Annotated in this window: 10 protein-coding genes; 6 read left to right on the plus strand and 4 right to left on the minus strand. The window is 52.9% G+C overall.

Annotated features, from left to right (window positions below):
• Positions 1–25 precede the first annotated feature (25 nt).
• Together Pla144_RS15955 and Pla144_RS15960 are read left to right on the plus strand one after the other, a co-directional pair.
• Positions 26–1408 (plus strand): hypothetical protein, encoded by a 1383-nt coding sequence (locus Pla144_RS15955; protein WP_146451663.1) that lies wholly within the window; start codon positions 26–28, stop codon positions 1406–1408.
• A 211-nt stretch (positions 1409–1619) separates the two neighbouring features.
• The gene (locus tag Pla144_RS15960) at positions 1620–5021 is read left to right on the plus strand and encodes a serine/threonine-protein kinase (protein ID WP_146451664.1); all 3402 of its coding nucleotides are present in this window, start codon (positions 1620–1622) and stop codon (positions 5019–5021) included.
• A 363-nt stretch (positions 5022–5384) separates the two neighbouring features.
• Here the strand turns inward: Pla144_RS15960 and Pla144_RS15965 are convergent, their stop codons facing one another.
• Positions 5385–5663, minus strand: coding sequence for a ferredoxin family protein (locus Pla144_RS15965; RefSeq protein WP_146451665.1), 279 nt, complete (start codon positions 5661–5663; stop codon positions 5385–5387).
• Positions 5664–6217: 554 nt separating this feature from the next.
• Here Pla144_RS15965 and Pla144_RS15970 point away from each other — a divergent pair.
• Entirely contained in the window at positions 6218–6736 is a 519-nt protein-coding gene (locus tag Pla144_RS15970; RefSeq protein WP_231936386.1) for a sigma-70 family RNA polymerase sigma factor, read from the plus strand.
• 65 nt (positions 6737–6801) lie between these two features.
• Here Pla144_RS15970 and Pla144_RS15975 read toward each other — a convergent pair whose 3' ends face one another.
• Both Pla144_RS15975 and hemB read right to left on the minus strand, forming a co-directional pair.
• Positions 6802–7365 carry a GNAT family N-acetyltransferase gene (locus tag Pla144_RS15975; protein ID WP_146451667.1) on the minus strand — a complete coding sequence of 188 codons (564 nt, stop codon included), beginning with the start codon at positions 7363–7365 and terminating at the stop codon, positions 6802–6804.
• Between the two features lie 17 nt (positions 7366–7382).
• The gene (gene hemB, locus Pla144_RS15980) at positions 7383–8393 is read right to left on the minus strand and encodes a porphobilinogen synthase (RefSeq protein WP_197530731.1); all 1011 of its coding nucleotides are present in this window, start codon (positions 8391–8393) and stop codon (positions 7383–7385) included.
• A gap of 129 nt (positions 8394–8522) precedes the next feature.
• Here hemB and Pla144_RS15985 point away from each other — a divergent pair, with 129 nt between their 5' ends.
• The 3 genes from Pla144_RS15985 (at position 8523) to mgrA (ending at position 10848) form a co-directional block, all read left to right on the plus strand.
• A complete protein-coding gene (locus tag Pla144_RS15985; protein WP_146451668.1) occupies positions 8523–8951 on the plus strand; it encodes a hypothetical protein in 429 nt (142 codons plus the stop codon).
• A gap of 55 nt (positions 8952–9006) precedes the next feature.
• A complete protein-coding gene (locus Pla144_RS15990) occupies positions 9007–9774 on the plus strand; it encodes a sulfite exporter TauE/SafE family protein (RefSeq protein ID WP_146451669.1) in 768 nt (255 codons plus the stop codon).
• Positions 9775–9852: 78 nt separating this feature from the next.
• Entirely contained in the window at positions 9853–10848 is a 996-nt protein-coding gene (mgrA, locus tag Pla144_RS15995) for an L-glyceraldehyde 3-phosphate reductase (RefSeq protein WP_146451670.1), read from the plus strand.
• 85 nt (positions 10849–10933) lie between these two features.
• On the opposite strand, the gene Pla144_RS16000 is transcribed toward mgrA, so the two are convergent.
• Positions 10934–11719 (minus strand): PEP-CTERM sorting domain-containing protein, encoded by a 786-nt coding sequence (locus Pla144_RS16000; protein ID WP_146451671.1) that lies wholly within the window; start codon positions 11717–11719, stop codon positions 10934–10936.
• Between the last annotated feature and the right edge of the window lie 876 nt (positions 11720–12595).

Genomic DNA, 12595 nt, shown 5'->3' on the forward strand with positions numbered 1-12595 from the left:
TCAATCTAGAAGAAAGGAAACAACGATGACCCTTCGCAAGAACTATCAGACCGTCATTTGTTTAACTCTCTCGCTGGTACTTGGGCTTACAGCCGCCAATGTGTGCTTTGCCGGTAAAGGTGGAAACGGCGGCAAGCCCGGTGGTGGAAATCCGCCACCGTTGCCAAACATCCGCTATACGATTACCCCCGTGATCACGCCCAACGGGGGCTACATCTATATGGACCATAACAACGACGCCGCAGTAGTTGGATGGAATACGATCGACGACTCAGGGCTAGGACGCCGTTCCTTCGCCTACCTACCCGGGATTTCCACGACGCAGGCTTATTATCTCGACGATCCGATTCTGGGTGTCTCTAGCATCCCCAACGGTTGGCACACTCGCTCAGCCATCGGCATTAATAATGTGGGTACGATCGTAGGGAACTTGGAGCCCGACGGCGCGACTGAAAACATTACAGAGCGTCCCTTTGTCATTCGCAACATTTACGACCCCACACCGACTCTCGAGGTCCTGGGGCCGTTCGATCCGCTTGCGGACCGCGAATCAGTAAACGTGGTGAACGATCAGGGCGACTTCGCTGTCCTTTCCGAGCGTGGGCCGAATGGCGGCTATCCCGACAAAGTGTACGTCGGCAACCTGAGCGCCCCGGGAGCAGCTGTGGAGATTGACTTCGCCGTACTGGGTATTGGCCATCTCGATATTAATGATGGCAGCTTCGATAACCTCAAAATCACGAACCAAGATGCAAACGGTGTCGCGACCTTGGTGGGCGTCGCGCAAGATGGTGGTCAGGAATGGATTTTCCGTACGAAACTAGACGGGTCGAGCTACGAGGCACTCCAACTTGGCGTCCCCCTGTTCAGCGACAGCGCCGGTACCCATAGCGTGTCGAGTATAGCGCCGGCTATCGACATAAACGACGACGGCGATGTCCAGCTATCCATTTCTGTCCAGAGTGCCAAGGGTAAAGGGAAGAGCAACACCTATGCGGCGATTTGGCGGCAGGACGATTCGGCCATCGTAAAAGTTCCTGGCGCGAATGTGACCGACTCGTTATATGCCATGACCAACAGCGACGGCGACTTCCTGCTGCCGGACTACTCCACGGACTCCTTGTGGAACGCGGACTGGAGTGCCAGTAACGGACCAATCGCCATCGCCGACCTGATCGATCCGAGCGATCCGAATCGATCGCTCTTCAATGGCGCACGTGAGTTGACCGATCGAGATGCGACAGGTTGGCCTACACTCGTTACCAACTCAGGCAGCACATTTCTCGTCCTCCGGCCGGAAGTGGCTGCCAGTATCAATGTCGTTGCTGTTCCCGAACCAACTTGCCTGGTTCTCTTAGGTTTCAGTGGACTTGTCATCGTTTCGCGCCGTAGTATCAAGGTTTTCTGATTAGCGGGACGTGGAGCCGCCCATCTCGACTTCTAGGAGATTTTGCAAATCCGTTGATTTGTTGCGTGTCCACGAGGACAAGAATAAGATGAGTTCATCGAGCTTCATAAATTGAAGTTCCATATTCTCCAGGACAAAAGCACACAATGAGTCAGGTAATTATCCTAGGAGCTTACATGCTCACAGTGTTTCCCGCGGGATGGAAATGCAAATGAGTGGTTCCTCAAAAGCAGAAAATTCCGCCAAATCAATCTTCCTGGCCGCGTTGCAGATAACGTCAGAAGTAGAACGCTCACGGTTCGTTGAGCACTCTTGCACACACAATCCAACTTTGCACACCGAAGTGGAAAAGCTGCTATCCGCCTGCAATCAGGATCATAGCAATCTCTTTTCACATGCCGTGAAGCAGTTGAATCCGCTGGTGGCCGCTCATAGACTCAAAGATGGGGAGTCATTGGCAGCTACCTGCGACCACTTCGATGTCGCGGAACACCCCGTCATCGATCGCTACAAATTGCTCGAGGAAATTGGTCACGGGGGAATGGGCACAGTCTACATGGCCCAGCAGTTGGAGCCGGTCAAAAGACGTGTGGCCTTGAAGGTGATTAATCCCGGGATGGATAGCCGCGAAGTGATCGCTCGCTTCGAAGCGGAGCGGCAAGCGCTCGCGATGATGGACCATCCCCACATTGCCCGCGTGCTCGATGCAGGCACAACCGACCAGGGACGGCCCTACTTCGTCATGGAATTGGTCCGTGGCGTGCCGATTACCGATTACTGCCAGCAACAGCAGTTGGGGCTCGAAGATCGCTTGCGCCTGTTTACTGAAGTCTGCCAGGCCGTACAACATGCTCATCAAAAAGGCATCATCCACCGCGATCTGAAACCCTCGAACGTGATGGTCAGCGATCATGACGGCGAGCCTGTGGTGAAGGTCATCGATTTTGGCGTGGCCAAGGCGCTGCACCAGGAGCTGACCGCGAAGACGCTGTTCACGAAATTCTCGCAACTGGTGGGGACACCGCTCTACATGAGCCCCGAGCAGGCTCAATTGAGTGGATTGGACGTTGATACTCGGAGCGACGTCTATGCACTGGGCGTTTTGCTTTATGAGCTTTTGACGGGCACCACCCCGTTTGATCGGGAAACCTTGGCTCAGGCGGGGATCGATGCGGCGCGACGAATCATTTGCGAAGAGGTGCCACCGCGGCCCAGCACTCGACTAAGCACGCTCCACGCGGTGGAGTCGACTCTCAAGACCAGCTCGCCCAAGGAAACCAAGCACGTAGAGCTGGAATTGCGTGACGAGCTCGACTGGATCGTTATGAAAGCTTTGGAGAAGGATCGAAAGCGGCGTTACGAATCAGCGAGCGCCATGGCGGCCGATGTCCAACGGTACTTGCAGGATGAACCGGTCGAAGCTTGTCCACCTGCAAAGCTCTATCTGCTAAAGAAGTTTACGGAACGCAACCGATCGCTTGTTGCCCTGTTGGCAGTCTCGCTGGCAGGCTTACTTATTAGCATTGCCGCACTAAGTTGGGGTATGCATCGGGCGTCTGTCGAAAGAGACAGAGCAGAAGCAGCCAATCTGAATGCTCAGCAATCTGCAAAAGAGGCGAAGAAGGCAGCTGATAAGGAGTCTAAAGCTCGCAAGGAGGAAGCAAAGCAGCGTGAATATGCCGAGAAAGCTGTAAAAGATTCCGATGCGGTACAGGATTTTCTTGTTTACGACGTTCTTGGACAAGCATCTAGCACAATTCAGGACAATAACGGATACGCTCCCAAACCCGTCCTAACCGTCCGAGAAGCATTGGACCGTGCTGCTGAAAAAGCTCTATCAAGATTCTCCGGCTCCCGCAGAAGTCATTGGCAGATCTTGTTTTATCTTGGGACGATATTTGGAAACCTCGATGACTATGAAACTGCTGAAAAGCTTTTTAGGAGAGCAGTCGATTTAGGCCGCAAAGAGGGAGATCAAAATTCTGCATGGGTGAGGCCAGCCGAAACTGCGCTGGCTGCCTTGCTTGTCAAGAAGGGGCAATACAATGCAGCTATCCCCATTCTTGAAAGACTTCTAGACTCCAGCCATCATACGTCAAATAATCCGCAACACTGGTTGGCAAAGGCTTATTCGCACACGGGCCAACACGAAGAGGCCATTCGGATTGCACGTGAATGGTACGAGCTTCGGTTGAAGGAAAGCGGAGCCAACAATGTGGAAACATTGACCGCACAGAATGGTCTAGCCAATGCATACAGTCTGGCCGGTAGATTCAAAGAAGCACTTGCGTTGTTTGAGAGTAGCTACGAAACGCTAGTGCGTACCAGGGGGCACGAAGACATTCTTACGCCGATTGCGGCAAACAATCTGGCATTTGCATATTCAGATGTAGGTCGGCATGATGAAGCGAAAAAACTGTGCAGCGAAGCAATTATCTTGAAATCTCAAATCTACGGGGATGAGCATCCTGAAACCATCACAACCCGATATATGTTCACAAAAATCCTAATCAAAGCTGAAGAACCTGAAACTGCTGCGGCCTTTGCTGACCAGGCCCTGAAGCAGGCTGAGAACACATTGGAAGATAGTCATCGCATAAGAATTCGAGCCACTCATGAAAAAGCCCACGTAGATGAGAGTATGGGGCTTATTTTAGCCGCTGCCGAAAGAATTGATCAGGTACTGACTGCTTACAACAACAGCGGTGGATTATCGACAGACCAGGGCCTCGCTGCGCGGGCTGATTTGGGACGCTGTCTCTCCCAAATCGGCCATCACAAGCGGGCAATCGAGCTATTGGAACACGTTGTACCCGAGCTGGAACAATTCTACGGACCGACTCACGAAAAACGATCCAAAACGCGTACCGATTTGGCGAATGCATATCGAAGAAGCGGTGATGGCAAACGAGCTCGAGAGGTGTTGTCAGCTCTTCTAACCACATTGCAGAAGGAGCTCCCCGCGGACGACCCTCGGTTACTCGAAGCCCAAGCGAATCTCGCCATCCAAGAGTACGAACTGATCGGGGCTGATGACTCGCTTGCCAAACTCGAAGACATCTACGAACGCGCCAAAGAGGAGCGTCGGCTGCGCTTTGTGGGTGCCGAACTCGCTCACATATATCTAGATTTCGATCAGCCGGAAAAGGCACTCTTACAGCTCCATGCCAACATTGTGCTCTCTCGTCGCGAACTGCCTACGGAAGGTGTCCTATTGGCCAGCGAATTATTGGAGGTAGCCCGTGGTCTGATTCAGCTAAAAAACTGGGGCGAGGCAGAGACGCTTGCCCGCGAAAGCCTTTCCATTCGTGAAAAGCATCTGCACGATACTTGGATGGTGGCTGAAGCCCAAGCAACGTTGGGCGCTGCGTTATTAGGGCAAGAGCAACTCGACGAGGCCGAGCCATTGCTCTTGGCCGGTGGCCATGGCCTCTTGGAACAAGCTGAGGAAGTTCCGTTCGATGACAAACCCCGCATCAATGAAAGCCTGCAGCGGCTTGTACAATTCTACCAAGCGCGCGGTGACACCGAACAAGCCGACCAGTGGCGAGAGAAGCTTGGGACTGCTCAGCGTGCCAAGGAGTTTGCAAGGGCGCAGGACGACGCAGACTAGTTGCCAGCAAAAAACTCCCACAGCCGAGTGTCACGTGCTGATAGCTCGTGGGGAAAACGTCGAATAATATTTGATTCGCTGACGGCGAGATATTTTCCACATTGACTGTGGGGCATTTCTACAAATCGCAGGCACCGCACAACAAACCAACATTTGGACCTAAATGTCGGAACTGCGTACGGCTTGTTCGAGTCTGCGAGTTAATTGCGTTGGCAACCAGAGGAATTGAGTTCGCGCATACTCGCGCTTCGCTCTGACTCGTGAGACTCGGCAGGCGCGGCGCGGCTAACAGGACCGGCGCCGCCAACACATGACCGGCGCCGCCAACCAAGTACATGACCGGCGCCGCCAACCAAGTCACGCTCAACTGTCCGCCAGCGGCTCTTTCTTTTCGGTGATCACCGGGCACTGGGGTGCCATCTCGGCGTTGAGCTCTGTGAAGGCGGCCCATTCTTCGGGGACGTTATCTTCATGGAAGATAGCTTCGACGGGGCACTCGGGAACGCATGCCTCGCAGTCGATGCATTCGTCGGGGTGAATGTACAGGATCTGCTCACCTTCGTAGAAGCACTCTACGGGGCAAACCACGACACAGTCGGTGTACTTGCAGGCAAAGCAAGGTTCGCAAACTACATGCGTCATCTCAGAAATTCTCCTTTTCGTCGCTCAAACCAACGTGGTCGCGGTACCTGTTGGATACTCAATGGGGGAGCTCCTCGCAAATGAAGCGCTAAAAGCACCCCTTCTTAGAGGAATGATACAAATATCGGCTACAGAATGACAAGTGTTTATCTGGGAACACGGTTTTGCCCTTCTTTTGCCATAATCCAAGATGCTATTTACCCACTTGGTAAATCCGCTGTCAAGCGGATAGTTTGCCAAAAAATCTCTAGAAATACCAAGTTTCACTCAGTTGGAGTGACCTTCGGCTTGCTCCGTCATTTCTGGCTATTTAGAATTGAAGGATACGCGGTCCAGCAGATTTGCAGTCCGGTTGAACGGTTGGCTAGTTTTCACTGTGAAAGACAATAGGTTGGCATTTTGGGGTAGTTTGCCAGGACCTGATGTCGGTGGGGCAACCGATTGGCCTGTTCGCTTTACCGGGCAATTGCTACTTTTCTTCCCCCGAGAGAAAGTGATTGAGGCACCGATACGTGGCTTTATCAGAAATTGATCGAAATCTGCTTGAGCGGTGTTTGACAAAAAAACCTCGCGCCTGGGAGGATTTTGTCGACCGCTTCATGGGTTTGGTGATCCATGTCATCAATCACACAGCCCATTGCCGGAGTGTGCTCCTTGCCTCCACCGATCGCGACGATTTGGTGGGGGACGTCATGCTTCAGTTCGTCGAGAACGATTTTGCCGTTCTGAGACACTTTCGTGGCCAGAGTAGTTTGGCCACCTATCTGACGGTGATTTCTCGCCGAGTTGTGGTGAAGAAACTCATCGAGCGACATCAGGCCACTTCCTTGGGTTCGCTCGCTGGCGAGCCTCACTCGAACGACGCCTCCGTTGAACAGCGGATTGAAGATCGAGAGGAAGTGGATCGGTTGCTTCAGTCCCTCGGCGGCACCGAGGCTCAGGTGGTCCGCTTGTATCACCTGGAAGGCAAGACCTATCAGGAGATTAGCCGTACCACGGGGATGTCGACCAACAGTGTGGGCCCCATGCTCAGTCGCGTCCGTAGCAAGCTGCGCGGCATGCCGCAGGCATAGGAATGGTTGAGAGGTGAGTGTTTTGGGTTGAGGGTCATGTCTCTAGCTCCAGTTATCCTGCTCGCTTAATACCCGGGCCCTCTCAGATCAATCTCTCCAGACGGCCAGTCTCGGTTTGCGGGGTAACGCATATGGACCTCGTCCCAGAAGGGACATTCCCGTGGATTCGAGGCCAGGGAGTTCACGAATCGGTTTTCCGTCACGCATGCCCCCAGGCCCTCGTAAAATTCCTTTACACGGGGTGTGGTTTGAAAGAGTGAGAACTCAAACACTCCGTTGTCTACCAAGTCAAACACTCCTCGAACGACCAACTCGCCGAGTCCCTGACCCCGCATGTTGGGGTCGCTGCAAACCTTGCAGAGACCGGCGATGGCAATATCTCCTTGCATGGTGCCAATGATACGCGGAATGACTGCGGCATGGGCCAGCATGTGTTCTCCCTCACGAATCACAAAAGAGCGGGGAGCTTGACTGTCGGGTCCCTGATAGTCTTGTCCCATGGTGAGCATCTGTTTCTGTCGAAAAACTTCGTCTTTGTCCGGTTTAGGCCAAACTTTGACGATCAACCGACCAATGGCCAGCGCGTCTTCAGCAGAGAGATGGCGGGAATCAAGCGTTTCGACTTGCATGCAAAATCCGTTTGCTATTAGTGCAACAACTTCGCTGCCTCCAGTGCGAAATACGTAAGAATCCCATCGGCCCCGGCACGCTTGAAGGCGAGCAGGCTTTCCAGCATTACCTTTTCGCGATCGAGCCACCCGCGCTCCGCGGCTGCAGAGAGCATCGCGTATTCGCCGCTCACCTGGTAGGCGAACGTAGGCACTCCAAAGCTGTCTTTCACCCGCCGCACGATATCGAGATACGGCATCCCTGGCTTTACCATTACGCTGTCGGCCCCTTCTTCAATATCTAGAGCTACTTCTCGAAGTGCTTCATCGCTATTGGCTACATCCATCTGATAAGTGCGTTTATCGCCGCTGCCGAGGTTGGCCGACGAACCGACTGCATCGCGGAACGGGCCGTAGAAGGCTGAGGCATATTTGGCGGCATAGGCCATGATTTGTACATCGAGGAATCCTGCCTCGTCGAGCGCACCACGAATCGCCGCCACACGGCCATCCATCATGTCTGAGGGGGCAATGATGTCGCACCCCGCTTCAGCCTGAACGATTGCCTGGCGGCAGAGCATGGCGACCGTCTCGTCGTTCACGACATACCCATCGCGTATCAAGCCGTCCTGGCCGTGGCTGGAGTAGGGATCGAGCGCCACGTCGCAGATCACACCAATCCGATCTCCATGCGCGGACTTCACTGCTCGCACGGCTCGGCAGATCAAGTTTTCGCCATTAACTGCTTCCTCGCACTCTGGAGTTTTCTTCTCCGCGGGCGTGGCAGGAAAGAGGGCCACGGCGGGGATGCCAAGAGCTACGGCCTCGCCCACGGCTTCGACTGCAAGGGAGATTGCCAGTCGCTCGACACCCGGCATGGAGGGAATCGGCTCACGATTGGAGGAGCCTTCGCAAATGAACAGTGGCCAGATCAGATCGTTTACCGAGAGGTGGTTTTCCTGAACCAGACGCCGCGACCAGTCATTTCGCCTAAGCCTGCGGAGGCGAGTCTGCGGGTAGGATCCCATAGTACAATGAGAATCAGCCATAAGGATGCGTTTTCGTGAGACTTCTATTGGTTCAGTTTCAGACTTCCATTATCCAAGGATTCGCCCGTAAAATCCATGGGAAAGTTGCAATCGGGTCCCATTCTATACTTTTGCCGGAAACTTTATTTTATGCCTGCCTCTGATCCCAAAATGACCCTCGGGCCGTTTGAGTTTCGACCTGCCAATGTGAAAGTAAGCGGCAAACCCCAGTTGGGCGATTGGAAAGGGCCGCTGCATTTCGCGATCTGGTGCCAGCGAGCGAGCCCCTGGTGGATTGGAGATATGGTCAATCGAGGCGAAGATCTCTTTGGCGAGGATTTTGGCGAAGTATGCGGTGAGACCCTCTCCACGGAAATGGTAAGCCGCTATGCTTCAGTCGCCCGCCGTGTTCCCCCCCAGAATCGACACCCAGAGCTTTCCTGGTCGGCCCACGCGGCGGTGGCCCGGCTTACCCATCTGCAGCAGCGCAAGATGCTAGCCGAAGCGATCCGCCAAGGCTGGAATAGCGACGACCTACTTAAGAAAGTACGTGAGTTTGTTAAATCGACGAAGGAATGACGTGAAATAGGGTCTGATTGTTTCCCGATCGCCAACTTACCCACCTGCGCGCATCATGCTCTATTCACAACACGAAATCATCCTGATCGCGCTGGTGATGACTTTTGGAAGCGTGATCCAGGGGGCAGTGGGTTTTGCATCAGGTCTGTTGGGAGTCCCGCTCTTGGTGATTTGTGGTTTTTCTCTCCCTGAGGCAGCAATCATCAATTTGATCTCGACTAGCCTGCAGAACTTAATTGGGGCTTGGAAGCTGTGGGATTACCTCGACATTCGCGAGCTCATCTATCCCACCCTGGTGCGACTGGTGGCAATTCCTTTGGGTACGGCGACCGTTTCTTGGCTTGCTGAGCGTATCTCTGCGGCTCAAGGAAAGCAGATAGTGGGAGGACTGTTATTGGTGATCGTCACTTTGCTCTGGTGTTTCAAGGTCAAACGACGTGATCGTCTCAATTTGTTCTGGCAGACACTGGCATTTTTCTTATCAGGTTTTTTGCTTGGATTCGCATCAATTGGAGGAGCCCCGCTGGTCATCTACGTGAACTCGCTTACCTGGGGAGTGAACAAGTCGCGGGCCTTCTTGTTTTTTTGCTCTGCAGTTGGTCAACCGCTGGCGATGTGGTTTTTTTGGCGACAATTCGGCGAGGTGTTTTGGACTCCAGTTTGCTCTACTGTTGTCGTGCTTCCCGCAATTCTCGCAGGGCTCTGGATCGGACTGACCCTGGGAAGCCGTCTGTCCCAGCCCCTATTTCGGACCATCACTTTGGGTCTGATTACTCTCACCGCAATGGCAGCTATTATCTCCCCCTTTTTCTACAATGCATGAGTTGTTGAGTTTTGTGTCTCGCTAGAATACAACCTGAATTGTCAAAAAGATTCTTTTTAGAACCCTAGAGATAGAACCATGTATCATGCCAGCAGCGAGCGTTATCAAGAGATGATTTATCAGCGTTGCGGCAAGAGTGGCATCCGGCTTCCCGCGGTTTCCTTGGGTTTGTGGCACAATTTTGGCGGGGTTGATGCATTTGAAATCAGCAGAGCTATTTTGCTGCGTGCATTTGATTTGGGGGTAAACCATTTCGACCTGGCCAATAACTATGGGCCACCACCAGGTTCTGCGGAAGAAAACTTTGGCAAAATGTTGCGAGACGATCTCGCTTCCTATCGCGACGAACTGATCATATCCACCAAGGCGGGCTACCTCATGTGGGACGGACCCTATGGTGAGTGGGGCTCTCGGAAATACTTGCTTGCGAGTCTGGATCAAAGCCTGAAAAGGATGGGGCTGGAATATGTCGATATCTTTTATTCCCATCGTCCAGACCCTGATACGCCGTTGGAGGAAACCATGGGAGCTCTTGCGTCGGCCGTTGTCCAAGGAAAGGCTCTCTATGTCGGAATCTCTAACTACCCCTCAGAATTGGCTGCCGAGGCCTTTAGGTTGCTGCGTGAGTTGGGAACGCCCTGCCTCATCCATCAGCCTCGCTATTCGATGTTCGACCGCTGGGTAGAATCTGACGGCCTGCTGGACGTGCTGAGCCGTGAAGGAGTGGGCTGTATTCCCTTTTCACCTCTCGCTCAGGGAATGCTCACAGATCGCTATCTGAGCGGTATCCCGAGCGATAGCCGAGCAGCTAAAGCCCATGGATTCCTGCAAGCGAAAGCGTTAACCTCAGCGCGATTGCAACAGATTCGGCAACTTGCCGAGATCGCTGGTTCGCGGGCGCAATCTCTCGCTCAGATGGCGCTCGCCTGGGTTCTGCGAGACCCTCGCGTCACCACAGTACTGATCGGGGCCAGTTCGGTCGCTCAGCTGGAGCAAAACCTCGGATGCCTGGGAAATCGCAAGTTTTCCGATGGTGAATTAGACTCGATCGAGAAAATTCTTAGCCAAGAATAAAAGCGGTAAGCTCTCCGAGTGGAACAAAAAAAGCCGTCCCGGTTAGGGACGGCTTCTTGACTTTGATAGATAACCGTAGAGACGACTAGCGACGGCGGGTGGAGGCGAAAGCAACCACACCCAGCATCACGAGAGCCATGGAAGTAGGCTCTGGCACAGTGTTCTCGTTGATACGAGTATCAACGTCGACATTAAACATCTTCTTAACAATGTTTGCTATGCCTGAACCTTGAGTGAGGGCAAGCAACGAATCATTCAGGCGAACTGTGAGCTTGGTAGCACTTGAGGTAGGTGGATAGATGTTGGCTAGTGCAGCGTCGATACTGAACATCTTCATATTACTCCAAGGACCAGCAGCAGGATCGACGCCTAGTTGAGCCATCGTGGATTCCAGACCACTGAGTGAGATCGGGGCAATCGCAACGCCGTCCACTTCATCAATTCGTATCGATTGAATAATCAAGTTAGCGATGACCTTTGCTTGATCGCCAGGAAAACCAGCAAGACTGTAGTCGCCACCTTCTCTAAACCCGATTTTGCCAATGCCTAAGCCGGGCTTGGCTTGAACCATGAAGGAAAGAAACCCATCCGTGACGTCACTCGCTCCACTTACCGAGGAGGCACCAAAACCTAAACTAGGATTCGGCAGAGCCACTGGCTCGAAGAAACGAAGTTGATTGCCGATCACAACGGGAGTGCCAAACAATGGAACGCTATCGGTGTTAGAAGACTCGGTCACACTAGTATAGGCGACCCCGGCTCCCATGAAATCGCCGTGGTTGATTGTACCGGCTTGGGTAACCATTGCTGATGAAGAGATGAGTGCGCACACCAGCAGTGCTGAAAGAACTTTTCGTGTTGTGGTCATCATTAGGACAGTCCCCGTCTTAGTTACTACGTTGTTTTGTGTTCAATCGATTGTCTGTCGCCAACATCCTTGCGACGCGAAATCTTCAAGAGCTCTACATAGGCATGGACCTCTGCTGCCCTTCGCTACTGTGCAGTTTAGACGGGATTGCAATGATTGCAAGCATTATTTTCCTATTTTCCGTCAACTACCCAAGAATTTAATAAATCCCTAAATTCTATCCGATACCCCCCCCGTAAGGGGGGGTGGCTGAGGGTCGATGCGCCTCAGCTCATTGATTGTTCTCTAAAACTCGCGTTTTCTCACATAATCGGAGAAAAAGCAGGTGATTTTGACAACCTAACCCGGCGTCACGAAGCAGTGTAATCTCCAGCGTGACTGGGTAGTCATTGTCCTAGAAGGAGAAAAGGCATCAGAATGTGCAGGAGCAAATGGGACCACAAAGAAACTCAGCCAGTCCGAACAAAGCTGGCCTGAGGAGCATGCGATTAATTATTATCCGATAAACTGCTTCTAGAAGAAAGAACGGGATTTGCGATTCCGACTCCGCTAAATTCGATGCTACGGTCAAGTCACTCATTTAGCCCTCTTAGGTCATTTGCCCTGCAATTGCGGTTTGAATTGCGGTTCATCGCTCACATCCGTATACTGCGAGTCTACCTTCCTCCATCCAGCCCCATCTTCTAACTGCCCCCTATGACAGTTGCCGAAGCTCACGATCCCCTCGCCGATGCTCATTTTCCCTTATTTATTGGCATCGATTTAGCAGCCCGTTGAACAAGTCGATTTCTTATGATTTTAGGCGGCCAGGACGAACGCAGGACGGGCGACCATTTTCTGACCGACGCGATGGTTCGTGGCGTGCAAACGGCTCAGTGT

The sequence above is a fragment of the Bythopirellula polymerisocia genome (assembly GCF_007860015.1).
Classification (GTDB): Bacteria; Planctomycetota; Planctomycetia; order Pirellulales; family Lacipirellulaceae; genus Bythopirellula; species Bythopirellula polymerisocia.

Excerpts from the sequence above, each read along its gene's own strand:
- Pla144_RS15955 (WP_146451663.1), top strand. The coding sequence starts at position 26 with ATGACCCTTCGCAAGAACTATCAGACCGTCATTTGTTTAACTCTCTCG.
- Pla144_RS15960 (WP_146451664.1), top strand. The coding sequence starts at position 1,620 with ATGAGTGGTTCCTCAAAAGCAGAAAATTCCGCCAAATCAATCTTCCTG.
- Pla144_RS15965 (WP_146451665.1), bottom strand. The coding sequence starts at position 5,663 with ATGACGCATGTAGTTTGCGAACCTTGCTTTGCCTGCAAGTACACCGAC.
- Pla144_RS15975 (WP_146451667.1), bottom strand. The coding sequence starts at position 7,365 with ATGCAAGTCGAAACGCTTGATTCCCGCCATCTCTCTGCTGAAGACGCG.
- hemB (WP_197530731.1), bottom strand. The coding sequence starts at position 8,393 with ATGGCTGATTCTCATTGTACTATGGGATCCTACCCGCAGACTCGCCTC.
- Pla144_RS15985 (WP_146451668.1), top strand. The coding sequence starts at position 8,523 with ATGCCTGCCTCTGATCCCAAAATGACCCTCGGGCCGTTTGAGTTTCGA.
- Pla144_RS15990 (WP_146451669.1), top strand. The coding sequence starts at position 9,007 with ATGCTCTATTCACAACACGAAATCATCCTGATCGCGCTGGTGATGACT.
- mgrA (WP_146451670.1), top strand. The coding sequence starts at position 9,853 with ATGTATCATGCCAGCAGCGAGCGTTATCAAGAGATGATTTATCAGCGT.
- Pla144_RS16000 (WP_146451671.1), bottom strand. The coding sequence starts at position 11,719 with ATGATGACCACAACACGAAAAGTTCTTTCAGCACTGCTGGTGTGCGCA.